21 protein-coding genes and 1 pseudogene are annotated in these 26,514 nt (G+C 34.9%); 14 read left to right on the top strand and 8 right to left on the bottom strand.

The features are described from left to right. Positions 1–541 precede the first annotated feature (541 nt). From MKX78_RS23815 to fdhF, 4 genes are all read right to left on the bottom strand, one after another. A complete protein-coding gene (locus MKX78_RS23815) occupies positions 542–913 on the bottom strand; it encodes a DUF2294 domain-containing protein (RefSeq protein WP_095373811.1) in 372 nt (123 codons plus the stop codon). A gap of 22 nt (positions 914–935) precedes the next feature. Next, positions 936–1,340 (bottom strand): phosphate-starvation-inducible protein PsiE, encoded by a 405-nt coding sequence (locus tag MKX78_RS23810; protein ID WP_095373812.1) that lies wholly within the window; start codon positions 1,338–1,340, stop codon positions 936–938. Positions 1,341–1,409: 69 nt separating this feature from the next. Then, positions 1,410–1,895 (bottom strand): DUF1641 domain-containing protein, encoded by a 486-nt coding sequence (locus MKX78_RS23805; protein ID WP_095373813.1) that lies wholly within the window; start codon positions 1,893–1,895, stop codon positions 1,410–1,412. After that, positions 1,895–4,852, bottom strand: a complete 2,958-nt coding sequence (gene fdhF / locus MKX78_RS23800) for a formate dehydrogenase subunit alpha (RefSeq protein WP_307317452.1) — start codon at positions 4,850–4,852, stop codon at positions 1,895–1,897. Before fdhF ends, MKX78_RS23805 begins: the two co-directional genes overlap by 1 nt. Before the next feature lie 1,264 nt (positions 4,853–6,116). On the opposite strand from fdhF, the gene MKX78_RS23795 reads away from it, so the two are divergent. From MKX78_RS23795 to hepT, 3 genes are all read left to right on the top strand, one after another. Beyond that, positions 6,117–6,467, top strand: coding sequence for a VOC family protein (locus MKX78_RS23795; protein WP_095373700.1), 351 nt, complete (start codon positions 6,117–6,119; stop codon positions 6,465–6,467). Between the two features lie 477 nt (positions 6,468–6,944). Beyond that, the gene (gene mntA, locus MKX78_RS23790; RefSeq protein ID WP_095373701.1) at positions 6,945–7,355 is read left to right on the top strand and encodes a type VII toxin-antitoxin system MntA family adenylyltransferase antitoxin; all 411 of its coding nucleotides are present in this window, start codon (positions 6,945–6,947) and stop codon (positions 7,353–7,355) included. Further along, on the top strand, positions 7,345–7,749 hold the full coding sequence (gene hepT / locus MKX78_RS23785; protein ID WP_095373702.1) for a type VII toxin-antitoxin system HepT family RNase toxin: 405 nt from the start codon (positions 7,345–7,347) through the stop codon (positions 7,747–7,749). The genes mntA and hepT overlap by 11 nt, the downstream gene beginning before the upstream one ends. 32 nt (positions 7,750–7,781) lie before the next feature. Here hepT and MKX78_RS23780 read toward each other — a convergent pair whose 3' ends face one another. From MKX78_RS23780 to MKX78_RS23765, 4 genes are all read right to left on the bottom strand, one after another. Next, positions 7,782–8,462 (bottom strand): MerR family transcriptional regulator, encoded by a 681-nt coding sequence (locus tag MKX78_RS23780; protein WP_095373703.1) that lies wholly within the window; start codon positions 8,460–8,462, stop codon positions 7,782–7,784. A gap of 472 nt (positions 8,463–8,934) precedes the next feature. Then, a complete protein-coding gene (locus MKX78_RS23775; protein WP_233435404.1) occupies positions 8,935–9,369 on the bottom strand; it encodes a hypothetical protein in 435 nt (144 codons plus the stop codon). An 8-nt stretch (positions 9,370–9,377) separates the two neighbouring features. Continuing rightward, the gene (locus MKX78_RS23770) at positions 9,378–10,517 is read right to left on the bottom strand and encodes a ParM/StbA family protein (protein WP_095373704.1); all 1,140 of its coding nucleotides are present in this window, start codon (positions 10,515–10,517) and stop codon (positions 9,378–9,380) included. 174 nt (positions 10,518–10,691) lie between these two features. Then, complete coding sequence (locus MKX78_RS23765) at positions 10,692–12,467, bottom strand: helix-turn-helix domain-containing protein (protein WP_095373705.1); 1,776 nt, start codon at positions 12,465–12,467, stop codon at positions 10,692–10,694. Positions 12,468–13,307: 840 nt separating this feature from the next. Here MKX78_RS23765 and MKX78_RS23760 point away from each other — a divergent pair. The 11 genes and pseudogenes from MKX78_RS23760 to MKX78_RS23710 form a co-directional block, all read left to right on the top strand. Further along, positions 13,308–14,831, top strand: a complete 1,524-nt coding sequence (locus MKX78_RS23760; RefSeq protein ID WP_095373706.1) for a primase C-terminal domain-containing protein — start codon at positions 13,308–13,310, stop codon at positions 14,829–14,831. A 1,152-nt stretch (positions 14,832–15,983) separates the two neighbouring features. After that, complete coding sequence (locus MKX78_RS23755; protein WP_233435405.1) at positions 15,984–16,469, top strand: hypothetical protein; 486 nt, start codon at positions 15,984–15,986, stop codon at positions 16,467–16,469. Further along, positions 16,456–18,408, top strand: a complete 1,953-nt coding sequence (locus MKX78_RS23750) for a type IV secretory system conjugative DNA transfer family protein (RefSeq protein WP_095373708.1) — start codon at positions 16,456–16,458, stop codon at positions 18,406–18,408. The genes MKX78_RS23755 and MKX78_RS23750 overlap by 14 nt, the downstream gene beginning before the upstream one ends. Beyond that, complete coding sequence (locus MKX78_RS23745) at positions 18,405–19,445, top strand: conjugal transfer protein (protein ID WP_095373709.1); 1,041 nt, start codon at positions 18,405–18,407, stop codon at positions 19,443–19,445. The genes MKX78_RS23750 and MKX78_RS23745 overlap by 4 nt, the downstream gene beginning before the upstream one ends. Positions 19,446–19,462: 17 nt before the next feature. Beyond that, positions 19,463–19,684 (top strand): hypothetical protein, encoded by a 222-nt coding sequence (locus MKX78_RS23740; RefSeq protein ID WP_095373710.1) that lies wholly within the window; start codon positions 19,463–19,465, stop codon positions 19,682–19,684. Positions 19,685–19,725: 41 nt separating this feature from the next. Continuing rightward, positions 19,726–20,139 (top strand): conjugal transfer protein, encoded by a 414-nt coding sequence (locus tag MKX78_RS23735; protein WP_341052880.1) that lies wholly within the window; start codon positions 19,726–19,728, stop codon positions 20,137–20,139. Further along, on the top strand, positions 20,140–22,596 hold the full coding sequence (locus tag MKX78_RS23730; protein WP_307317438.1) for an ATP-binding protein: 2,457 nt from the start codon (positions 20,140–20,142) through the stop codon (positions 22,594–22,596). It begins immediately after the preceding gene. 15 nt (positions 22,597–22,611) lie between these two features. Beyond that, positions 22,612–22,974, top strand: a complete 363-nt coding sequence (locus tag MKX78_RS23725; protein ID WP_307317436.1) for a hypothetical protein — start codon at positions 22,612–22,614, stop codon at positions 22,972–22,974. Positions 22,975–22,999: 25 nt separating this feature from the next. Next, a complete protein-coding gene (locus MKX78_RS23720) occupies positions 23,000–25,090 on the top strand; it encodes a CD3337/EF1877 family mobilome membrane protein (protein ID WP_307317434.1) in 2,091 nt (696 codons plus the stop codon). Between the two features lie 16 nt (positions 25,091–25,106). Further along, positions 25,107–26,183 carry a lysozyme family protein gene (locus tag MKX78_RS23715; protein ID WP_307317432.1) on the top strand — a complete coding sequence of 359 codons (1,077 nt, stop codon included), beginning with the start codon at positions 25,107–25,109 and terminating at the stop codon, positions 26,181–26,183. Positions 26,184–26,195: 12 nt separating this feature from the next. Beyond that, a pseudogene (locus MKX78_RS23710) lies at positions 26,196–26,514 on the top strand (MerR type regulator); the annotation flags it as partial.

The raw sequence follows: 26,514 nt of genomic DNA, 5'->3' as shown, positions 1-26,514 counted from the left end.
CACTATCTCTTAGTATGCACTTATTATATCACTAAGTGCACTGTTCTTCTACATTTTTGCACAAAACTAACACAAAGTAGTTGTGGGTACAGTGTATGACTATTATTAGTTTTATCATAAATTAACTCATTTAAACAATTTTATTAAAAGGTATTTACTTCTTCTATATACCCGTTATCCACCCATAAAAAAACGAATGGAGTTTACCTAAAGTGGGGCTTAGCACACAATCTTGAAGGAGAAACTGCCGGAATCTTCGGTTATGGATATCGGGCAACGAGTAGTATCCCGTCTACACCCATTCGGTGTAATTGATTTATAACCATCCATACCGCCGAGTAGGCTTAGAAAACCTCTATTGGACGTTGATTATGTTTCCTTCAATGAATTATTAGAAGCTGGTGATGGTTGTATTTTATTCATTAATTTAAAATCTGAAGCACCTGCGCAGCTTGCAGATACGGCCAACAATCATTCACGACTAAAGTTTCGTTTTATCTTAGATTCCCTTAGAGTTAAGATACAGGATATAGATATAGGATTAATTTTGATTTTTATCTCCCCTATTTACTATAATAGGTTTGTTAAAAACATAAGTAGTCATCGCAATATCTGAATCGATATTTATATCGGCAAAAACACTAACAAGTTTCGCCTGAACCAATTCCTCAAGCTTTTTCACCATTTCAATATCATTATATATTTCTTTGACTAAGCTGGTCCTTGCTTCGTGGACCACCTGATGCCCTTTCTTTGATTCAATCATAAATTTTTCTACTTTCGTCAGATTCCCTTTCATCTCACTAATTGCCCATGGACCTACAAAACGAGTGGTGATTTCCCTCGGTCCACTCCCAACACACTCTTTACGTATTTCACGGACTATCATATTGAATCGATGTTCTAATGTCATTAAGTCTTTCTCCCTCCATAGATTAAACTTTCAACCCTTTGTTTGGTAAAAAATAACTAATCATAAGGACTAACACCACTAAAGATAACCATAAATTTTGTATAGGATGTTCATTGTTAACTATGATAAAACGGATGGTCGCTGTAATTCCAATATAGAGAAGATTTTTTATAGGAAAATGGTAATTCTCCTTAAAATAGTCAACAATCATTGTGATAAATCCAAAATACAAGAAAAACACTAAAACCCTACCGAGAATATCATGTACATCATTATTTTCGTTGAAAGTATCATTTACTATATAAAACAGTTCTCTAAAAAGAAAATACATTAGAACACAACCTAGAATAATTAAAGAGAGGTTTAACATATTTTGATTAAATTTCAATAACCATTTTCCTTTTTTAAATTTATTTATTGTTGACATTGCTCCCCTCCTTCTTTGGTCTGAATTTACCTTTCTAAGCTATTTTTTGTATGGTGATATTAATAAAGTTTACGCCTTTTCCTTCAATCCTTCTCCTAGACCTTTTAAAAAGTCCATTCCAAACCTCATTACCCGATTTATGTCAGGATCCTTTATAAGTTTTAACAAATCAAATAAACCTACTTTTTTATTAAGCTGTAGTCCCTCTTCAGCTTTTTGAATCCCCTTAGTTAAACTTTCCGTCATTTTCTTTGTTGTTTCAGGATTTATTTCTGTTATCATTCCAGCTGCAGCCATTGCATTATTAATCGCATTCGTGACAGGAGGACGTAAACTTTGTCCAACTACAATTTTAGCTATTTGCTCTTTAGCTTCTATCAAACTAGTAACCCCTTCAAGAATTCCACTATCGTGGAGTTCTTGAAGTAATTTAATTGTTTCTTGAATGCCATCAATGTTTTTAGTTATGTCCTGTAATACTTTCTCAAGAGCTTGATTTTGAATTTCGTTTTCGGTCAAAATAGGTTCTGCAACTTTAGATATTGGTTCAGCCACTACTCATCCCCCCTTGTTTTATCATTCTTATTTGCAAGTGGGACATAATCTTTTCGTGCCCATTTACGCTCCACCTGAACACCATGCTGTGGATTTCGCTTTGCATATCGATGATTATATGATGGAAGAGGTTTTTTACCTTTCAGGTTTATTAATTCCATTCTTACTTTAGTTTGTTTATAGGCAGGAGTTTGTGTCCGAACATCACCAACACTACCAGTTAATAGATTAATAGCATTTTCATGACTAACTGAGTGCAGTGGTACATATAATTCCTTGCCACGCACTCGATCAGTTACTACTGCACTGAGTTTAATAGCACCATATGGTGAAACAAGACGTACAAGTGAACCATCCTTAATGCCTCTCTCTTTGGAAAGTTCTATTGAAACTTCTACAAATACTTCAGGTAATTTATACTGAATTCCTTTAGATTTATTAGTCATATTTCCTTCATGGAAATGTTCTAACAGCCTTCCATTATTCAAAATCAAGTCGAATTCATCTGCAAACTCAATAGGCGGAACATATTCCTCTAGAGAAAAACAAGCTTTTCCGTCTGGAAAATTAAAATGTTTAGTATAAAGAAGCGGTTCATCAGTTCCATCTTTTTGTACCGGCCATATTAAGCTATTCCATCCTTCAAGCCGTTCATACGAAACGCCTTCAAAAATAGGAGATAAACTAGCAATCTCATCCATTATTTCGCCTGGGTGACTATAGTTCCATCTAGTACCCATATATTGTGCAATCTGTTGAATAATCCACCAATCTGGTTTAGAATCCCCTAATGGTTCAAGTGCTCGATACAACCGTTGAATACGTCGCTCTGTATTTGTAAAGGTTCCATCCTTTTCAAGTGAAGGTGCTGCTGGTAAGACAACATCTGCAAATTGCGCAGTTTTAGTTAAGAATACATCCTGCACGACAAAGAATTCTAGTTTACTAAGCGTTTCATGCACATGATTGGAATTTGAATCTACCCATGCCATATCCTCACCCATTAAATACATTGCCTTCAATTCGTCTTTCTCCACTGCTTCTAACATTTCGATGTTAGTTAACCCAGGTTTTTCTGACAATTTTACCCCATATGCTTTTTCAAATTTTGCCCGAGCTTTCTCGTCTGATAAACGCTGATTCCCTGGAAGCCATTGTGGAAGGGTACCCATATCACAAGACCCTTGAACATTGTTATGGCCGCGAAGAGGATATGCGCCTGCACCATGACGCCCAAAGTTACCGGTTATTAAGAGAAGATTAGCGATAGCGGCAGATGTATGCGATCCAGCAAGGTTTTGAGTGACACCCATTCCCCACAAAATACATGTTCCATCTGCTTTGTGAATCATTTTCGCTGTTTCGATAAGTTGTTCTTTTGATAGGCCAGTCACTTCTTCAGCATACTCAAGTGTGTACTTATCAAGTAGTTTTAGGTATTCATTATATTTATTTACACGTTTTTCAATAAATTTTTCATCATGCCAGCCTTGATCAATCATATATTTGGCAATTGCAGATATCCATACATAATCAGTCCCCTGTTTTGGATGTAAAAACAAATCAGAACGCTCGGCCATTTCATGTTTTCTAAGGTCGGAAACAATTAATTTTTGGCCATTTAATTTTTTCGCTCGCTTTACTCGGGTCGCCAGAACTGGATGTCCCTCGGTTGGATTGGCTCCGATAATAATAACAAGACCTGCGCTAGCAATATCTTTAATTGTGCCTGAGTCACCACCATGTCCAACAGTCGCAAGCAGCCCATCTGTGGCGGGTGACTGACAATATCGTGAACAGTTGTCAATATTATTAGATTCGAATACTTGACGGGCTAACTTTTGCATTAAATAGGAGTCTTCGTTCGTTGTTTTGGAAGAACTTACAAATCCTATTCGGCTACCTCCATAGTTCTGTTTAATCTTACCCATTTTCTCTGCAATCAATGTTAAGGCTTCATCCCATGTTGCAGGGACAAATGCATCTCCTTTTCGGATTAATGGAGTTGTTAATCGTTGCTCACTATTTACAAAATCCCACCCAAATTTTCCTTTAACACAAGTAGAGACACTATTTACAGGTCCATTTTCAGTTGGTTCAATTTTTAAAATTTCCCGACCTTTTGTCCATACTTCAAATGAACATCCAACTCCACAAAATGTACAAACAGTTTTGGTTTTTTTTGTCCGCGTCTCCCTCATTGCTGCTTCTACTTCAGATAGTGCAAAAATGGTTTTATAATCCGGTTCAACCTCTTTTATTAAATCAACCATTGGGCTTAATAAGTCATTGGGTATTGCGGTCATAAATCCAGCTTCACCAATCATTGATTTCTCCATGAGTGCGTTACATGGACAAACTGTTGCACATTGGCCGCAAGAAACACATGATGATTCATTGATGGATACCCCCTCATCCCACATAACACGTGGAATGTCTCGCTCCCAATCAATTGTTAAGGTCTCATTCACTTGTAAATCTTGGCAAACCTCCACACAACGTCCACAAAGAATACATTGATTCGGGTCGTAGCGATAAAAAGGATGAGACGTATCTACTTCATATCCTTTTTCTCTGAATGGACGTGTTTGATGTTCAATTTCTAAAAACTCCGCTGTATTATGCACACGACAATTCCCGTTATTATTGTCGCACACTGTACAATAAAGTAAGTGATTCTCCAAAATACGGTCCATTGCTTCTGTTTGGGCATCTTTGGATAGTTCTGAGGAAGTCAATATATTCATTCCTTCTTCCATTTCCGTAGAACACGCTCTCATAATTTTTCCATCAATCTCACACATACAAGTATCACACGTTTGTATTGGACCTAATACCTCTGAATAACAGATATGGGGGTGCTCTATTCCTTGACGCAGAAGATAATCGAGAATACGTGTGCCCTTTTTCACTTCGCGTTCTTCTCCATTTAACTTCACTTTTACTAATTCAGACAATTTAAACGCTCCTTTTCCAAAATAAAAAGCCCACCATAAAATAGTGTGCATACTAACTTTACACACACTATTTTATGGTGGGCTAATATCTAAGCAGTTTATTCTACTTGTTATCAATCTCACCATTATAAATATAAAAAGGCATAGAGATAAGCAATTTAACATTACTTATACTTCCATATAATTTAATACAATTAATTATAATAATTTTGTTAGTTAATATCAATAACATTTTTTAATTTCCTCAAAAAGGAAACCCATAACAGGCTTTGTATAGTGATTAACCCTTCATAAAACAAGAAAAAAATGATAAAAGAGTTAATCTGTAACAATAACTCTAGATGAGTTAAATAAAAACAGAAACTATGTAGGAAACGCCTTAATACCTATTTCAAATTCGATAGCTATTTGGATCGTTTGGACCCTAAGAGTAGAATCTATAATTGAGACAATGCCAAACTACCGCCTACTTATTGAAAGTTATCAAACAGCGTACAGCTAAGGACAAACATCTGTCGGAAGCGAAAAAGGCAGTATTTAAAAGGAGCTTGTTTTGATAATTATTTTTTATCTCCTTTACCCTTTTTTGAATGTCTTAACTACAGATACCGTATTATGGAGAAGGCTACTCTTTTTTACCCTCTGTTATCGATATTCATTGTGATTTTTAGTTTTTCCTCAAAATTTGTAATGAAATTTTCTCGAATAAATTCTTCTTTTGAAACCTACCCTTTTCATACGTTGATCTTCAGGTAGTGCATCCCATTGTCTAATAACCTCTTTTGCTAAGGCTATTTTAACCAGGTGTACCTTATGAAACTATAATTAACCCTACCTAAAATGTGTGCTTTGATAGTTTAAAAGTGCGAGCCGTTAAAATATGGAATACTAATTGAACACAGATAGTTAGAAATTGATAATACATCTTTATATCTTGAAAATTTAATTAATAGAGATAAATCTGATTTTAATTGGATGAGTGATGGTGAAAAGGCGATTTTTTTATTATATCTCACATGATCTTATAGCTAAATCTTTAATTTATATTGTACTTGATGAGCCAGATAATCATATTAATTTTAGCTTTGTGTAATTTGATTTGGGATAAATTGGAGGGAGAAAGGAAGGATTGTACATTTGTATATTTAACACATAATGTCAATTTTGCTGTTTCAAGAATCAATGCAGAGATTATAATCCAACAAGAAGGGGATATTTAATATATGACGAATTAAACCTATATAGTTAAATTTGGAGGTAATCTATGAACCCTATTTTAAATCAAGTTGGTACGGTGTTTATTCCCGTAAGCAACATTGAAGAAGCTCGTAAATGGTATTGTAACATATTAGGTTTATCAGCAGATGGGGAAATATTATTTGGTCATTTGTATATAGTACCTATGAACGGAACGGGAATTGTATTAGATAGCAAGATTTATTCAGAGGATAATATTTTCAAAACTCCACCTTTTCATTTGAATACTAATAATATAGAACAAGCATATGAGTATATGAAGGGTAAGAATGTCGAATTAACAACAGAAATTGAGCATAACCAATGGTTTAATTTTAAAGACCCTGATGGGAACCATTTAATGGTTTGCAAATGTTAAAACTGTTGCGGTTAGCATTTGCGGCATAAAGCAAATTGAAATGATCAATCTTTTTTATAAAAAATACATAGAAATTTAAAAGTATTACTCCATTTTGATTCAATCTTTTTTCAAAATGGAGTTTTTTTGTAACTTCATTATTATCAAAGTTTATTCCACTGCTACAACTACTTAGTAAAACATACATGAGACAACTCCTACAAGACCTTATTTTGGTGCAGAATTACTGTTATGGTTGGTTCCTAAAATGATAACCAAAAGTAGATAAAACTAGATATTGAAGAACCGAAAAATGAAGAAATAGAAAAAGAAAATGGTGTGGCTGCTCAATCTAAATTAGTAAGTGTGAAAATTAAATGATTTGCTCAGATAAATGCATATTCCAAAGTCACATCAGAGAAAATATTGATTCGCAGTTTGTTTCCCTCAAAGTCAACTGGTATAATAAAAGTAAATGAGATGAGGGAGTGTTGAAGGATGAATCAAGCGCTTTTTCAACAAATACGTGAATGTTTAATGACTAGATGGAATCCTTCATTTATTATTGTATTTGGCTCTTTTGCGAAAGGAATCAATCGCGCGGACAGTGATATTGATATAGCATTTTTTTGTAATAATGATGACTCCCCCACTTCTTATGAAAAATTTATTGTTGCGCAAGAATTAGCAAGCTTTCTTCAGATGGATGTAGACCTCGTGAATATAAAAGAGGTGTCTACTGTATTTAAAGCACAAATCTTTTCCTCTGGACAGTTGATTTATGCTCAAGATGAAGAACTATATAAAGAGCAACGTATGATTGCTCTGAGCATGTATGCGAAGTTAAATGAAGAAAGAAAAATCGTATTAGATAAAATCGATGAGAGTGGGTCCATATATGAAAAGTGATGTCATTTTAAATAAGGTAAGTACGATTGAACGCTGTATCAATCGTATAAAAGAAGTTTATAATCATGATCCTAGTAATCTACAAGATTATACAAAACAGGATTCCATTATCTTGAATATTCAAAGGGCATGTGAAGCGGCTATTGACTTAGCCATGCATGTTGTTTCAGAGGAGAAATTAGGCTTACCTCAAACAAGTCGAGATGCTTTTGATATGTTGGAAGAACATCAAATGATTGATGAGCCAATTGCTCGACGTTTAAAAGCAATGGTTGGTTTTAGAAATATTGCCGTACATGATTATCAATCGTTGAATTTAGATATTATGAAAGAAATTATTGAACGTCATTTAGATGATTTTACTGAGTTTACAAGACATATTATAAAGGCCTAAAAAGGAAAGAGAAAAAATGGTTCTCTTTCCTTTTATCTGTTTTTTATGTTCATTTCTTTCTGCAGTTGTTCTTCAAAATTTTCATTTATAAAATCTCGAATGAATTCTGCTTTCTTTTCATAGTCAGCTTCTTTTCTAAAGAAGCCTACCCTTCTCATTCGTTGATCTTCAGGTAGTGCTTTCCATTGCTTTAAAGCCTCTTTCTCTAAAGTCATTTCAACCTTCTTATGTAACATGACCACTTCGAAGTTCTGTTGTTTCATTTCCTGTTCTGTTGGTGGTTGGGGTGCTTGGGTTAACAACTTTTCATATTGTTCTCTCAGTTCTTCTGTTTGGGTAGCAGCTATTTCTTCATAAACTTCTTTGACTTCAGCCATTATTTGTTTTTTTAATTCATTAAAGTTAAATTGTGCTGGTGTGGTAGCTTCCTCTGTTAAAGGGAAATCCCTTGTGTCAAAGTGATTAGAAAGATCATTAAAAATGGCAGTAATGGACCACCCTTCTTCTCTTCTAGCTCTAATAAAAAGTGCCATTTTTAAGTCCAGTTCATCGTACACTTTTTCATTTGTCTCTTGGGTTCTTTGTATGGAATGAATTCTATCTTTCTCTAAACGGTTAAACCATCCAATTACAGTATTCATATGAACACTCTTGTCTTTTAAATATGTATTTAATTCATCTACGAATTCACTTATTTTCCAATGTTTTTTCATCTCTATTATATACCTCCCTATATTATTATAAATGTAATCCACATGTATTTTATTAGTTATATGTAAAGCGTCAATTGAACTTTATATGTTGAGTGTATCTTACGTGTGGAATGTGGTTTTTTGTTACATGTATTTCACACATACACTATCGATTGTGTATGAGTTATATATAATCAACATATGAGGCTATGTTTTTCGCTACATGTTGAATATAAAGTACATGTAACTTACAATTTTGTGTATTTTGTTATGTAAACAAGCAGTGGAGCATTATTTATGAGTGTGGATTGAAATTAAATAGACTAATAAATGTATGTGGTGCGGTTCACACCTTATAATCATATTTATTATACATTTAAAGATAAATTTATTAAAGGAATAAGTAAGTTTCATAATAAGGGATTATTGTAGGGAATAAGTAGTCTGTGAGTTACATGTAGTTTATATGTGTTAAAAAACCCCCAAGAGGGGGTTAATCATCATCGTCATCAAAGTCTAAAAATGTCTTTTGGGCAAAACTTTGTATCATATCGTTTGTTTGAAAAGTAACCTTTTCTGGTTCTGGTGTAATCGGAAGTCTTGTAGGTTCCGAATGAATTTCGTAAGGGACACCAGGTTTTGTAATGATTTGATAGAGCATTTGACTAATTAATGACTTCGTATGTGGGCTTTTTAGCCAATTTTCTTGTTCTAGGGTTAATCCATCCGGAAGAGGGATGGATAACTGTTTTTGATCTTCATTATTTAATATTTTGTGAGATAGGGCAGATACAAAGATATGGGCCATATCACTACTGAATTTTCGTCCAAGTTCTTCTTTACGCTCTGATAGATAAGAACTTACATATAAAGGGGTGTCAGCAGGTAAGCGAAACGATATGGTTTTCCCAGGTTTAAAGGGTTCCATAGGGCTAATCACTCTTTAGTTGCTGCTGCTTCAATCTGGATTCCTTTGCTTTGTAAGTACATAAGTAAAATCTTATAATAAGCTCTTGCAATCATCCAAACACTATCATCTGCCGTTACAAAGCGAAGAGGGAAGTTCGTTTCTGATTGATTGATTTCAAGTAAATACGGCTTTAAGACTAGTGAACCACCACCAATTTGATAGGATAGGCGGATTTCTGGTACATTGCGCCACATTTCTTTAATTAATTTATATTCTTCTTTAGCTAAGATGGTTAATTCCTCATCGATAATTTCCTTAATGGATACACGATTTCCATTTACCCAAATGTGATATTGTTGTTCCGGGTCTTCGTTTGTAATGATTTCTACTAGAGTACGGCGGCTTTTAATGGTGTATTTGTGTTTTGAGTACACCTTACGGATAATATCGTCTAAATACGTTGATACACCTTTTTTTATGCCATTACTGTATTCATTATCTACCTCAGCTTCAGCAGTAATGATTGCAGAATCTGTTGAAAGACCACCTATATCGTTAATAAGGATGGTTTTTCCCATTAAGTCTTCATTTTTTGTTGAACCATCATTGTTTGTTGTTAAATCCACAAATGCAGCGAATCCTTCTGTATTTACAAGAACTTGTTCGAACTTAATACGAACAGTTTTCCCTTCAAGAGTAGGGGTTTTTAAGAACTTCACTTCATGTTGAGAGCTTTTTAACTTTTTGCGGAAAGCTTTCGCTTTTCCATGTTTGGTCTCATCTAACGGAAGGCCGGTACTTAAGTAATACGTTGCTTCAATGATTCCTTCATCGTCATTTAGGTTCTGAGCAGCATCATAAGCAAGGGTGGTTAATAACATTACAATTGGTTGATCTGTATCAGATTTGTCCTGTTCAGGCGTTAATTCATCGTTATTAGGATATTTTGAAGCAAGTTTTCCAACAGAAAAACTACCATTTTTCTTTTTAAGTGCTGATGATGTAATTTCTACATGTAAAGCACTTAGAACATTCTTTTCCATTTCTACAATTTCACGGTCTTGTACTTCGGCGATTACATTGGGTATGTATATTCTTGTATCAAAGTCTCCTAGGAATCCTTTTACAGCGTCATTACCAATATCAATGGATGCTAATCTAGCCATTTGGTATTTTCCTCCTCAATTAGATAGTTTATCTATAAAACTATTGTATGCAAAACGCATACAATAGTCAAATAAATGTATGCGTTTTGTATGCAAAAATTAAATTTCACACTAAAAAAGTCGAACTCCTGCATGTTTTAGGAATCGACTTTTTAATTTGGCTGATAAACTTCTTCAATTATGATTTATTTGTAGCCACTTAAGAATCTTTTCATCATTTTTCTTGTTCTGCCTTTTAATTTCCCCACGCAGATATCTAGAAAGAGTAGTATGTGAAATACCAATTTCCTCAGCTGATTGACGTATACTCATTTTACGGTCCTTCATCGCTTTTTTTACAGAATCAGGTGTTAATACTATTTCTTCTACAAATTGCATTTGTTGTTGTTCGAAGTTTAGTGGTTTTGATTGAATCTTTGGTTTGACTATAGGCGTGCTTTCAGTGGTAACGGCCATTTCTTGTGTCGTTAACTCATAGGTGTTTCCATTTGTGTTCATCTGGTAAAAATGTTCAATAATACTTTTTTCCCTTAGTTTTGAGGCGAATTCTGTAATATTTCGATTGTTTTGTAAGAGTTCTTCTGTGGGTAGAATCCTAACTTGTAATTTGCTCCAGTAGCCTTTGAACCAATTGGTCTTTCCAATTCGAGCTTCATCAATGGTTTCTGTATATGTCCAAGTGCCAATAATTTGGTCTCTTTGCAAATCATCTAATACACTCTCAAATAGATCTCTTTTTTGTACCCCGTTATATCTAGAAGAGATATCAAGGATATTTAATAGCGTAGAGATTTTGAATGGTTGTTGTAAATTCTTCTTTGTGATACGTATTTTCCATTGATAGCTTAAATAACGAATCATCCGTTTATGTAACCTCTGGGTGTAATGGTTGTACTGAAACACTTTTAAATCAAGCAATCCAATCGATGGCTTTTCTCTTTCTAAATAAGGTGTGAGAATAGAAGAGGGCCTGATTTCAAGTGCATAGATGCCTTTTGGCTCTCCAGATCTTTTATCATAGGCAACACGCATTTTTCCAACTTCAAACATTCGTTGAAAGTCTTTAAATGTATACAAATCTCTATTATCAAGGTTTTGCATATCTACGACTTTAATCTGTTCATCGTTTAATGACACCCATATACTAGATAGAGCTGCGACGCGCTTCATGATATTAAAGCGATCTTCCTCACGGTAATCAAGTTCATCTTTGCTTGTAGAACGTGCTTTTATATTACGTAATTGCAGCGCATCATTGCTATGGAATTCGATATAACCCTCATTATTTTTGGGGGAAGACATCCATAGATAGGTAATGAGATCAAAAAGATCGGCAGTCATCTCATCTAAGGAACTGAGAGTTGATTCGATTAAGTTGATCCAGAGTTTTTCCTGATCAGTTGTAAGAGAAGGGACTTGATGATTAGCTGGTCGAATCTCTGCAAGTCCTCGAATATTCCCCTTATTATCAATGATTTCAGTAGAAAGTAATCCTGACTCATCAGAAGTAAAGGGTTTGTTCTTGGAAACAATATCTCGCAACAGGTTTAATTCAGCATCCATATTCATTAACAAATACTGATTTTCTTGTACATCTTCAATTGTTTCCTGATTCATACTCTTATTGACTTCTTCATGAGGAAACTCTTGTATGATGTAATTATGTAACATCGTATGAATAATTTTTTCATAATTTTGCACTACTTGTTTAATCATACTCTTATTAAGAGTCTCAGAAGGGAAGAAGCCATTTGTAATGAGCTTGTATAATGCATGAAAACTCAAGCTTTGTTCCTCATTTAGTGTAGTGTGCTCATTATAAGCGACGGATTTCCATTTGGATAGGACATGAGGACGATCATCAAATAATGCTTTCGTTTCCTCAAATATAGCTATTTTTATGTAGGGTAAGGGTAGCATCATGGTATCTGGTATTTGTTGATAATCCATATACATACCTCCAGTCAAATCGATATTTATTGATGCAGATTTACATTTGAGATGTACCAAATTAAATCTATTATAACAAGAGTGGTGCATTTGTGGAGAAAAATGCACCAATTTCTCTATTTCGCGGAGTGTGCCCCCCTTTAACGAACAAATGCACCACTCAATAAAAAACAAATAGGCGTGAAGGGGTGGTGCTTTTATTATGCTGTTTCGCGGAATATGTCCCCCTTTTGATACAGAAATGTAACATGGCATCGACTTTTTTCGCGGAATGTGTGTACCTATATAAATACCTCACATAAATATTGGTAAATAATATAAAAGTTAGATAAATAGCCAATAAATCAGTATTGATTTCTTTAATTTCTATATTAAAATACTTAAATTTCCAGTGTGCTCTCTTAATACTTCGACATGATTCTTATTATTTAATAGAATATGCACCACATTTTCGCGGGATGTGTCCCCCGAAAATGCACCATGGTGCAAAAAAGAGTTCGGGATGTGCCCCCCTGCAATTTTAACAATATACAAAGAAATCGTTGATTTAAATAGGTTTAGATGAAATTTAAATAGGACCCCCATTATGTATTTGGTGCATTTTCATCACATTTTTGATGCGAAAAGTTCGCGGAATGTGCATAATAAAAAAAATCTAATTTTTTTTTAAACCCTTGTAGCTCTAAGGCTCAAGGGTTTTTGTATTTTGGTGCATTTTCTCTTAGAGAAGGCCATTTTCAACAGTGTCACTTTTGTATACTTAATTCAACAAATTTCGCATTACTTTTGGTGTCTGTTTATTCAAATGGTGCGTATGGACGAAGGAAGGTGAAATGTGTCGTGTTTAACGAGCAAGTGCAACATAAATATAATGTGATGGACATATTACATATGATGACTCACCATGATTTACGTGTGTATAGGAAAAAAGGTTCCAAAGAAATGCACCATGTCCAAGAAGGTTATGAACAATCGTTAAAAAATGCACCATTTCAAAAGGGCATGGTTTTTGTCTCCCCTACAAAGGAAGATTTAACCCAAGGAAAGGGCTACATTATTACTTCTTATGAAATGCTGGCGGATCGTTATCAACATGTGACACATTGGACACCAAATACCTATAGAGGTGGGACGTATTACGATTTTAAGAGACGGATTATTAAAGGGCATGAACGCACTAATTTAAAGCAAGTTCATGTGTTTGGCATGGATATTGATAGTAAAGAGATTGATTTATATGGTTTATACATGGGTTGTGAAGAACAAGGATTACCAAGACCCAATTTATTATTAGAAACACCACGAGGGTATCAATTATTCTTTATTTTAGATACACCGTTTTATATCCATCACCAACAAAATTATAAATCTTTACGTATTGCAGAAAGAATCTCTGAAAATATGAGACAAGCTTTAAAAGCATATGCACCTATAGATACAGCCTGTGTTCCTTTTGGGTTTTATCGTATGCCAAAGGAAGATAATATTATAGATTTTTATCCTGAAGCTACATCAACGAAAGCATTGATTCAGTGGTCAGTAAACTATGAAAAGAAGCAAAAAAAGGCACAATTCCATGTGATTTACCCAGAACAAACAACACATTCTTTGATTATTGAGAGCGATTGGTATCGAGGACTCATTCAATCACGGCATATTGATAAGGGATATACAGCAGCTAGTCGTAATAATGCAATTATGACCCTAGCTTTAGCTAACTATGCCAGTGGACGTAAATATGAAGTTGCTTATGATGAATTAGATCAATTCAATAGTAATCTAGTGAAACCATTATCACACCATGAATTCCAACGTATACTTAATAGTGCTTATTCAGGGAAATACCAGGGTCCAAAACGTTCATACGTTGAGGGTCTATTAGAGTTGTGGACGCGAGGTGTGCAATATGAAGGGAGAGAAGGCTGGTATAAGTTTAAAAAGCCGAGGGAAGAGAGAGTACGCTCTCATTATCATGAATGGGAAGAAGACATTGTAGAAATACTGGAAGAGCGGACATCATCGGAAAAACCTTTTTTAACCGGTTCTTTGAAAGAGCTGGCCAATCTATTTGGTCTGGCTTTGTCTTCCTTAAAAGAATTAATAAAGAAATCGAGAAAGATTGTTAAAAGAACAGTGGGGAAGGGCCGCGCTGCATATACACAAATAACAACGCAATCTATGTTAATGAAACACATATTGCTACTTAGGAAGAATAATAAAAAACAAGAACACTATTTTGATGAATTGTCGCCAGATATAACAAGAGCAAAACCATCTATTCAATTGTTACAAAAAGAAAAATGGTTAAAGGAGGTAGAAAGCTTAGATCTCTCGGGAGCTTCGCCCCCAGAACTCATTTCTTAAATTAATAAGCCAGTCTGCCATTACATATCTATATTCTCCTTTCTTTACTTTTTAGTGAGAAGTTATTTAAAGGTTTAATTTTGCTTTAATTTTTTTTAGTATTTTATTCTCTATTTTACTATTTTTTATTAGTCTGATCTTTTTATGTTTTAGGTTTATTGGAGGTTTTGGGAAATTTCAGCTGGGGATTTTTGATTATGAACAAGCTTTCGTTAATGACAGTGAATTTTAGTGTGATTTTAAGTTATACAGAATTTTTTAATAGTTCGGTATGATTATCTATATTTCATTTTTGGTTGAGGCTAGATGATTGTATAATTCTATAGATAGTCTACATACTTTATTTGAAATAAGAGTGGGTAATATTTTAAAAAAACTTTAATTACGATTAAATTAAGGTTTAAAAACGGATTTTGTGAAATTAAAGTACAATATTTGAATATTTTCCTAAAACCATGCCCGCCTGCTCAATTTTTAATCCGCTATCGCTACTTAAATCTCCTGACCTCACACAAGCAACATCTTTTTGTGTGAGGTCAGGAGAACATTGGGCAGGCGGGCTGGAAAAAATAGTAATTAAGTATGATAGATGTAAGAATATTGGGTATGATATGGTAATTATAGGATTATTTAATTAAATTATTTTTAAAGATAACAGCTTATAGTCAATTGCATAAAAAGAAAAAGAGAAAGTCTAAGAAAAGATCTAGGATTAGGGAAAACCGTAAGAGAGTTGAAAATAGGAACATGATATTAAAAGTATAGAGGGTGGTGTAAATTTTGAAATATTGAAGTATCGTTTTATGAAAATTACTATACTTTATATAGTTGCGAAAGTTTTTAAAATAGGAAATATGGTGTGTATTGTTTTAATGAAAGTATCAGTGTTTTCTACTAAAATAGTAAGGAGATGATATTTAGGGGGAGTTTGAGATTAGTAAATTACTAGGAGAAAAACAGCTTCAGGTATTACAGGCAATTGATCGTTTTGGTGTTATTACTTCGGCACAGCTTAGCGAATATTTAATTGGGAGTATCAGTCATGTAACAATTTATAATACTAAACCAAAACTTCTTAAGTTAGGTCTTATTGGTGAAGAAAAGATTGGAAGAACTCTTATTCTACATATGAAACCATCTGGTGTAGAATTTTTGGGGAGTCAATTAACACCTTTCACGAAAATTAGTTATGGTAATTTGAATCATCAGTTAATGATGAATGATTGTTTGTTGGCATTAAAATATATAGCTGCTAAACAAAATAAGTATTTTGAGTTTATTACAGAAAGAGAATTAAGAAGTTTGTATTTAGAGCAAAATTTTAGCAAAGCGGATAGACAAAATACGACAAAGTTAAAAAGTATTCCTGATCGTATTCCTGATTTTGTTGTGATCGAAAATGGTCAAAAAATTGCTCATGAAGTGGAACTTACACAAAAATCTAGAAAACGATATATTAAAAAGTTTGCGATGTATACGAACGAAATTTTGTCTGGGAGGTATGTCAAAGTTCGTTATTTATGTGAATCACAGCATATTAAAGAGGTTGTTACAGAAGTAGCGAAACAGGAAAATTTCAGACCAGACTCATTGCAATTAGAACTGATTGAAAGGTTGATGTCTGTTGCAAAAAAATAAGGAGAATGATATTGGAAAGGATTTAGGACTAGGTGTTGCGCTAATAGTAGCGATTGTATGTGTTTTTCCATTAGTTGTTTTCTCTATACCGATTTATATTTTGTTTAGGATTTTAAAAAGACCTAAAATACATTTGGCTTTATCTATTTTGGGTTTAGGGATATTGATTTTAGGATTTGTTTCTAATCCTGGTGTTTATCTTGGTTTGTATGGCGTTTTGCCAGTTGACATGAGTTTTATAGGAGAATTATTTAGTAATCCCTTAGAACTGTCTAGAGCGTCTTATATCATGTATATAAGCGGTGGTTTACCAATCTCCTATGGTTTATATTTGTACAGTGAAATCTTTCGTAAAAAGAAAGTTACATCTAAGGAAGATCGGAGAGATAAATTCAAAGTATCTGGACAATATCAGAAAGTTAAAAAGAACCGCAATAAGATTAACGCGAAGGTTCAAGAACAATGGCGAAAAGATGGCACATTTGAAGAAGTATTATTGGGTATTACAGAAAGCGGAAAACCGTATAGATTAGGATTTTCTGAAATTAATCAGCATCATTTCGTAGTAGCAACAACTGGTGGAGGTAAAACAATTTATCTTCTCAATTATGTAGAGTATGCACTAGCAAAGAACTATCCAATGATTTTTATTGATGGAAAAGGTTCCTTAGAAACAATCGAAGAAGTAAAAGGTGTTTGTAAAGCGTACAGGAAAGACCTCAAAGTATTCAGCGATCAAGAAACCCTCACATATAATCCTCTTAGGTACGGAAATGCCACAGTCATCACAGATAAATTGAAAGAACTAGTTGAAACAGAAAGTAAATATTATAGTGAAATATCTACATCTTTAGTTCAAGCGATTATTCAGTTTATTGATGATTATGGTTTTAAAAGAGACCTTCAAACATTTGCTTATTATTTAAATCCGAAAAATATACAAAATGTCTTAGTAAATGATGTTGTCGAGGTGGAGGTTCAATCTGAACCAGTAGACGAATCAAAAGAAGAGATATCCTTTGGGGGTTTTTTAGATGATTCAGAGGTTGCGGTGGCTTCGGAAGATACAGAAGCTGGACCCAAGAAACTGAATCAATCTAAAAAAACTGTTAAAGAGCCCAGTAAGCGGGCTAAAAAGCACACCGAGCGCATTTTTGGGCGATACGAATCATCAGAAGAAGGTGAAATGTATCTCTTTGAAAACGCCGCATCTGTAAGAACACAAATACATTTATTGTTGGATAGCGAACTAGGACATTTATTTGAGGAAAAAGAGGATGCTTTAGACCTTATTTCTCTTAGTGATCATAAAGAAGCTTTATTCGTCTCCTTTGATGGCACTATATATGATTCTTATATTAAGAAGATTGCTCGCTTTTTAATATTAGACCTCAATTATTTGGTTTCCTATCGAAATCGAACAAAGCAAAAAGACCAACCATTATTAGCAATTTATGATGAATTTAGTGTTTACGCAAATGACAAGATTGTAGATACCGTCAATAAATCGAGGTCAGCAGGGTTTCATTGTTGTATAGCTACCCAACTAGTAGCTGATTTAGATGATGTGAGTCCTACACTAGCAAAACGGATTACTGGTAATACCAATACCTTTGCAGTTGGTCATACAAACTTGCCTGATGAAATTGAAAGTTGGGCAAATGTACTTGGTACTTTTAAAGATAACGATATGACAACTACCACGGAAGGAAAGGGCCCACTGAATCGTAAAGAGATGATGAGAGAAGCCGGTACAGTTCGTAAGGTTAATAAATTCAAAATAAGCCCTGATGAAATAAGAGATTTGCGCTCTGGCCAGTTTCTGATTGCTAGAAAAGCAGCCAAAGATAAAAATGGATTATCGATGGTAGTAGAACCGGAAATTGTCTATGTTCGACATCCTCTTGTTGGACTAAAAAAGGATGGTGAGTCTCGGTGAAAAAGTTAATTAAAGCAATGAAAGAAAAGAAGGATAAAGGAGATAAACCTTCTTCAATAAAGGATAAAAGAGCGTTGTCTTTTTCTAAGAAAAAAACTCGGAAAATTGCAAGTATTCTTGTTTTTGGTGTTATGGGTATATCACTTCTTTTCAACGTTATTCACTTCACGAAGGTTCAGAGCATCAGAAATACGGTTCAGGCTTCTTACAACGAGATAGATGAGCAAATGAAGGGAGTGGAGAAAGGAAGCCTTATAGAGTCTCAAAGATTAGTTGTCTATGGTGATGAATTTGTTCGGAAGTATATTAACCTTCCAGCAGAAGAAGAAGGAAGAGAACAAAGAACTGATGATTTGAAAGGGTACTTTGTAGCTGGGTTTGATGTTAATAACCTCGAAGATACTTCTGAATTTATCGGAAGTCGTACAACTAAATCTATTACTTTTCTAGATATGGAACGCAGAAGTAGCCATGAAGCAGTTGTCTTTTATAGGATTGCTTATGATATTACACAAGTAAAAGAGGTGGAGAAAGAAGTCAAGAAAACCAAGGGGAAAGGAAAGGACAAAAAAGAAGTAATTGAAAAAGTGAAGGAAAATCAAGACCATGTTACAAATCACCAAGTTGAAATGGCTGTTCCTGTTATTACAGATGGCGAGGGTTTTGCAGTAACAAATAACCCTAGTCTCACTAGTAGTAACGTCAAATCAAGCATTCAACATGAAGTAACTGAGCTAGATGGGGAAGAAGTTACTTCTAAAGAAATAGGAGCATTCAATCCGTTTCTTACCGATTTCTTTACTTCATTTGGTATATCTGATGAAAAGTTAGCCTTCATGGGTGACTTGAATAAAGGACTAACCAATAAAGTTTACGAGGAACACAAGATCTCAGAAGCTGTAAAAAACCATGATATTTATACAGTTCGTGTGAATGTCACCTTTCGAGAACAAGAAACAGCTTTATCTAATAGATACTTTTACGAACTGACAATTCATGAGGAAAATGGGCGTTTATTCGTTCAATCCATTCATTAAAAAGGAGCGTGTCAAATATGGATTTTAACTTTCAAGAGGTAACGAGGAATCTTATTTCGCAGATTGGGTTTATTATTTTGCTGATTATGGTTGTTCGAGCGCTTATCGCTTATACAAGAGAAGATTGGGGTCAATTTTTCTCGGGGTTAGTTTTAGGGTTGTTCTGTCTGATTGTTGTATTCTTTGGTCCACAATTTGAGGAATTGGCTAAAGCATTAGGCAACACGATTTTTAGTTAAATCGTCAAGAGGGTTTTCCCCTCTTGATGGGAGGTGAAAGAATGAAGGGTGAAAATTTCACGAAAGAATATAAGTACCCTATTAAAATATACAACATTGGCAAGATAGAATTTGCTAACGGTATTGAAGTAAGAAAGATGGTTGTCGCAGGTGTAGTTATCCTGTTAATGATTTTAATGTTTTCTGTTTTTGGTGCTTCCTTTCAATCTGGTACTCTTCGTTTTCTCATGAGTAATTGGCTAGTTATTCTCGTTTGTGTACCAGCTGTTATCAGTTTCGTGGTTTTCAGTATGAAATATGATTATAAACCAGTGATACCTTTCATTAAGGATAGAATGAATTTTTATCAAACCAAAAATAAAGCGTTCGAGCACTTTGAAGAAGTGCCATTGAATCAATATGATACAGATTTAGAGTTTGAGCCTTTAGAAAGAATAACAAAGGAGGTGCAGTGATTGGGAGCGTTGAAAAAGCCTATGAAACAGTTACAAAACCCAATTGCCTACCGTCATAAAAATATGATTTTCAACACCAGTAAACAAGTGTATTCCGTTTATCGTTTAAAAGCCCAATCATTACGATTGAATAGCGACAGCGAATATCGTCAATATGTGGATAGTACAGCCGATTTTCTTTCAAATGAAGAATATGAGTATCATTTAATGATTATCCCGAAACGATTCGATTTCATGAAATTTACGGAAGTAATCAAGAGAGACATTGTAAGTGGGGAATTCTCTGATATTGGTGAGAAGTATTTTACAAGAGCAGCGGACATTTTGAATGATGAAGTGTTTTTACATGAATATGATGTTTACGTTCTTGTACAGATCAATAAGTCAGATAAAGTCGTAACTACTGATGTAGCAGACCTATTTAAAAAGTTCATGAAAAGATTACAAGAAGATATATCAAAAGTGATGAACGCTGAAACAGATATTGAAAATGACTTAGAACATTACGAGAAGCAAGAACAATCGTTTATTGATAGAGTCTCTTATGCAAAAGAAATTGAACGTGTAGAAGGGGAGGAATTAGATCGGTTAATTTACTATATGTTTCACCGTACATCTGATGGGTTCGAAATACCCGATGGTCAATATAACCTCACAGAAGGAATTATTCGGAACACACACAGTTATATGACAGTAAGCCACGAAGGCTATACCGAGTACCTTTGTTTTCTCCCTTTTCAAGAAATGCCTGCAAGTATTGAAGGTTTTCGTTTTATACAAAGCATCTACGAACAATTAGACTTTCCTCTAGAAATGCAAATTCGATACGATTTCAAACAAAATGAACAAAATATCCGACAGGTTCGGAAGTTGAAGAGACGATTCAAGAACTTTGATTCGGAGATTGCTTCTACAAGAACAGTTGATGAAGATGTAGTGGTTGAACTGGCATCAGGTCGCTTAGAGAATTTATTAGATGATGTGAAAGACAATAGTCGTAAAATTTTATTTATGACCTTTACATTGGTTGTGGCTGACCGGTCAAAAGAAGGATTAGAAACCAAAATAGAAGCTTTAAATAATCTTTTTAAGAATACAGGATTTAAAATTGTTCGCCCTGTTGTTGACCAAATGACTTTATTCGCTCAGTCGCTTCCAGCATCTGAATTAGATTATCGCTATTTTGAACAGGTAGTAGATGAAACATATTTAGCCCAATCAGGAATGGAACTGACAAACAAAATAGGTAATCGCTATGGAATGTATTTAGGTAAAGTGACCACCAACCGAAAGCTTTCAAATGTTCAGCAAGCAAGAGAGATTAATAACAACATTGTTATATTCAATCCCCTACTCACAAAGAAAGCTTTAAAAGGCGCTGCTCATACAAATGGTAATATTCTTATCACTGGACCACCAGGAAGCGGTAAGTCGATGCTTGTCAAAAATTTCTTTACATGGTCCACTTTTTTCGGAACTAAGGTGTTATATATTGACCCGAAAAATGAGTTCCAACGTTATTACAAAGAATCCTTAAAGAAGAATGGCCATATTCCTGAATTTCGTGAACTGTATGAGCGAATCAATTTCATTCATTTATCAGAGGAAGAAGAATTTCATGGTGCACTGGATCCACTTGTTTTTTTAGATGGTGATAAAGCGATACAGACAGCGACAATGATATTTAATACTTTAGCTGGTAGTATCAGTGGTCGTGATGAAAGTGTTTCAATATTTGATGCTGTTATTGATGAAGTGAACGAAGAAAAGAAACCTAGTATGTCAGGCGCACTTGAACGCCTTAAGAAAAGCAACCCTACGTTAGCCAAAGATATTGGTCGTTACAAATTTGGAATGGGTAGAATGTTATTCGGTGATAAGACTAGCAAGGGGCTGGATTTCAAAAGACAGGTTAATGTTTTAGGTATGCAGGGTTTAAGCCTTCCAGAAGCAGAGGAAATGACAGATGAACAGCGAATAGGACTTTGCTTGATGATGTCCATATCTAAATATGTAAACACGTTTAGTCGTAATCCAGAAGAAGAAGCAATGATTATCTTTGATGAAGCGTGGACATTAACAAAGTCTAAAAATGGTGAATCACTTATCAATGAAATGTTGCGTACTGGTCGGTCGCTTCGTACCGATATTGTATTAGTTACACAGGCTTACAATGATGTGAATACAGAGGAAATTAAAGAACAAATAGGCGTGAAATTTGCATTCAGACCAAAATCAGATGATTCCATCATCCCTATTCTTAGATTCTTTGATCTAGAGGAAAATCAACAAAACATCAACATTGTAAATTACCTAAAATCAGGCATGTGTCTCTTTCAAGATTATTTAGGTCGAACACAAGCGATTGCTCATGATGTGTTGTTTGAGGAATGGTTTGACGCCTTTAAAACCACCAATAAAGATTCAGAAGCTGTACAACTAGAAGAAAGCAGATAATCAGGAGGGGATAAAATGAAACGTTTAACAGCAAGTATTTTAAGTCTAGGGTTGATTCTAACAGCTTGTGGGGGCAGTAACAGCCCTTTGGGGTTAGATGGCGAAAAAATTCAAAAAGGTGTTAATGAAAAAGCGCAAGAAATAGCAAATATTAAAAATGGTGGATATAAGGAAGAAGATATTGAATTAGTTCAACTTTGTGCAGTTGTTCAAAATGGAAAAGAGGAGTTTGGCCATACTGATTTATACACCGTTTCTTGGCAAACTAGCGATGGGGAACATCAATATAAACACCGAATGAGTTCAGATGATTATGTAGTTGATGGAGCTACTAAAAGATATACGGTTTATGAAGATATTGGGTGTTATGAGTATTAAAAGATAAGGGAGGGAGGACAGCGTTTTGAAAAAATTTATTACAGTATTTTTAGTAATAATGACTTTATTCGGAGCTTCTTCCTATGTGGCTTATGCAGAAACGAATACAGAAGAAAGAGAATCTGAAAAGCATGATGAATCGGCTTATGAATTAATGAGTTATTCTGATGACAGTTGGTATGAGTTTGGAGAGGGAACTGTCAATTCTATCGCTTCAACCATTAAAGGGTTTGTTTGGATGATAAATCTCGTCTTATCCAAGGTGGTATTAATGGTTGTTTTTCAAATGTTTAGCTTGGATATAGTAGAAATTACGATTGATGCGGTTCGAGGGATAACGTCGGCAGTTGCTAACGGTTTGCTTTCTACATTCGGAACATTTGCGTTAGCAATATTCTCAATTGGCATCATAATTAAGGCTTACATTCAGCAAAGTTGGCAAGCATTTATCAAACTTACCTCACTAGTAGTAATCAGTTTAGCCCTATTGTTTTCTATTTCCTCAGAACGCTTTGATTATATTAGTTTAGCTAATGGGCTTTCTATAGAAGTTGAAAATATGGTTATGAATGTAAACCCATCTCTTACAGGTGATGATGATTTTGACGCTGATAACATGAACAGCACAGCTGTAGCTTTAGAAAATAAGGTGTTTGACGCTCTGATCTATAAGCCATACCTTCTCTTGCAATACGGTACAACTGATGAATCAACTATTCTTGCAGAAGATGAACAACGAATCAGCGCTTATTTAGAAGCAAACCCACAAACAGAAGATGGGATAGCTGAAAGAGAAGATATCGCACAAAACGAATATGAAGAATATAACAATTTAAATATATTTGCTGGCAATGGATTCAAGCAGTCTGGTTACATTTTAGTCATGTTACTGTCAACGATTATTCAGGGAGTTGTATTCTTCTTTATCGCATTATTAAGAATCATGTTGCAATTCGGCTTTGTGGTCATGTTGTTACTAGCGCCATTTGCCATTTTTATGTCAATCTTTCCTTCCTTTGAAACAGTAGTAGGAAAATATGCCAGAGCATTAGGGTTACTCATTTTGTTTAAGGGAGTTGTTATGTTCTTTGCTCTAGTCGCTGTAAGCTTCATTTCGCTTGGATATGACATGACCAATTCAACAGATGACCTTTACTATCGTATCTTTATTCAAATCATCATGAGCGTGGCTACCATTTTCTTATATACTAAACGCCAAGCTGTCATGAACATTATTGAAGGTGCTAGCCTAAGTGTTGATGATATGGGTGGCGGTCATTTGCCAAGAATGAATAGAAAACCTAAATTGTCGACATCAAATAAGAGAATGAATCAATTAAATAAAGGCAGAGCTTTAAGAGACAAAATGAAACAGGGTGCAGGAGCTTCTATCAGTGCAATGAAGAAGGCTGGCACGAATCTAAGTGAGAAGTCTAAGAATGTTGCTTCAACGGCTGGGAGTAATCTAAGAAACATTAATGAGGGTGCTAAAACAGCGACTAAAGAAGCGACAAATCGCTTTAAAGAGCAACAACTTGGCGAATCATCTGAAAGAAATATTTACGAAGGAAATTCAGGGGAGCGTGCAGCGGAAAAAGAAGTTGCAACAGCTAGTGAAAAACAACCATCAAATTCAAAATTAAGCCAAGCGAGAAGTGCGGTAGTTACTCACCTTAGAGGTGAATCGCCTTCAGGCGGTAATCATGCTTCAGCAAATAATGAAAAGACAGCAAACAGCCATAAAACAAACGCAGTACATTCTAGCCCTAAACGTAAAGCGTCATCAGTTAATGCTATTAATCAAAAAGGAAATAGCCATTCATCAGGAAAGAAATCAAGTGAAAAGCCAGTAAATAGCTCTAATAGGAAGGTAGAAAATAAACCTTCAAATCCATCAAATAAGAAATCAGGCAATTCAACTGGGAAAGTCAACGGAAGAAATCAATCGGTAAATTCATCAAGATCACAACAAAACTATCAACCTCCTAAACAATCAAAAACAGAACAACCTGAAAGAAGAAATCAAGAATCATCAAAAAGAGTGGCACCGAAAGAAAATCAGGAATCAGGAGGTCGCTTGAATCAATCAACACGACTGAATCAGAGAGCGAAATAAACAAGGAGGGGTGGAATTGCTGAAAGAAGCTGTAGAACTAAAAGCTAAGGCAACAGCCTTAGCTTTATTTCTTAAATACGGTCTCCCTGTTCTATTAATCTTAGGTGCATTATTTGCGTTAGTATTTCTCATTATGGTTGTTGCCGATTCAGTTTTTAATACAAAAACCCCTGATAATATAGGTGAAGGAATTGTTACTAACGTAAGTGCAGAGGTAATGCAATATCAAGGTTTAGTAGAAAGTCTAGCCAGAGAATATGATATTGCTGAATATAGCGGTATTATCCTTGCAATGATGATGCAAGAAAGTGGAGGTCGCGGAAATGACCCTATGCAGTCATCAGAGAGCTTGTGTGGCTCTATAGGATGTATACAGACGCCAGAGGAATCAATAGAGCAAGGTGTTAAATATTTCGCAGAGACACTAAAAAAAGCCGAGGGAGACGTCAAATTAGCGGTTCAATCATATAATTTCGGTTTAGGGTTTATCCCTTACGCATTAGATCGTGGCGGATACAGTAAAGAAGTTGCTATTGAATTTTCACGCATGCAATATCAAAAGGTTAAACATACAGGAAACTATTCGTGTATTCGCCCTGAATCAGCAGCGACAGGTGCCTGTTATGGTGATATTGGCTATGTGGATGCTGTTTTCTCTTATTATAATTATGGCGGTTCAACGGTCGTTATAGGCGGTAATTTTGTTTCACCAGTAGACGGTATGAACATGACTTCGGATTTTGGCACAAGGTACCACCCGATTACAGGTGAACAGCATTCACATAAAGGGATTGATTTTGCTTGCATTAACCATGTTACACCAATAAATGCGGTGGCAGATGGTAGCGTAGTGTTTTCAGGAGTGCAAAACGGATACGGAAATATTGTTATTTTACAGCATGCACCTGATTTATTTACAGCTTATGCCCATAGTAGCTCCAACAGTGTAAAACAAGGTCAAAACGTAAAGGCAGGACAACAAATAGCGGTGTGTGGCTCTACGGGAGACAGTACAGGACCTCATTTGCACCTTGAATTTAGAACCGAGCAATACGGCGGTTTCCAAGACCCTAAATCATATCTAGGTCTATAAGGAGGAAAAACATTGAAAAGTGATCTAATTTTAAAAACGGCCGTTCTTTTAATAGGGATTGTGGTTGTTGTAGGGGTGTTTGTGGGCTTTCGTGTGTATGATAACCAGTTAGAGCAGATAGACAAATTACAAGCAACTATTAAGCAAAAAGACAATCAAATAGCCCTTTTAGAGACGTCTAATCAAGGGTTAGATGAGGAACATCAAGAAAATGAGTTTGAACAAATCACCGATGCAGTTAATACGTTTATTTACTCCATTTATGATGTAAGAGACGATAACAGAGAAGAACGTCAAAAAGATGCTGAATTAGTCGTAACGAAAGATATGA

It is taken from the genome of Cytobacillus sp. FSL R5-0569 (assembly GCF_038007265.1).
Classification (GTDB): domain Bacteria; phylum Bacillota; class Bacilli; order Bacillales; family Cytobacillaceae; genus Cytobacillus; species Cytobacillus kochii.
The sequence above is the reverse complement of the archived record's forward strand: the minus strand, read 5'-3'. Positions and strand labels throughout refer to the sequence as shown.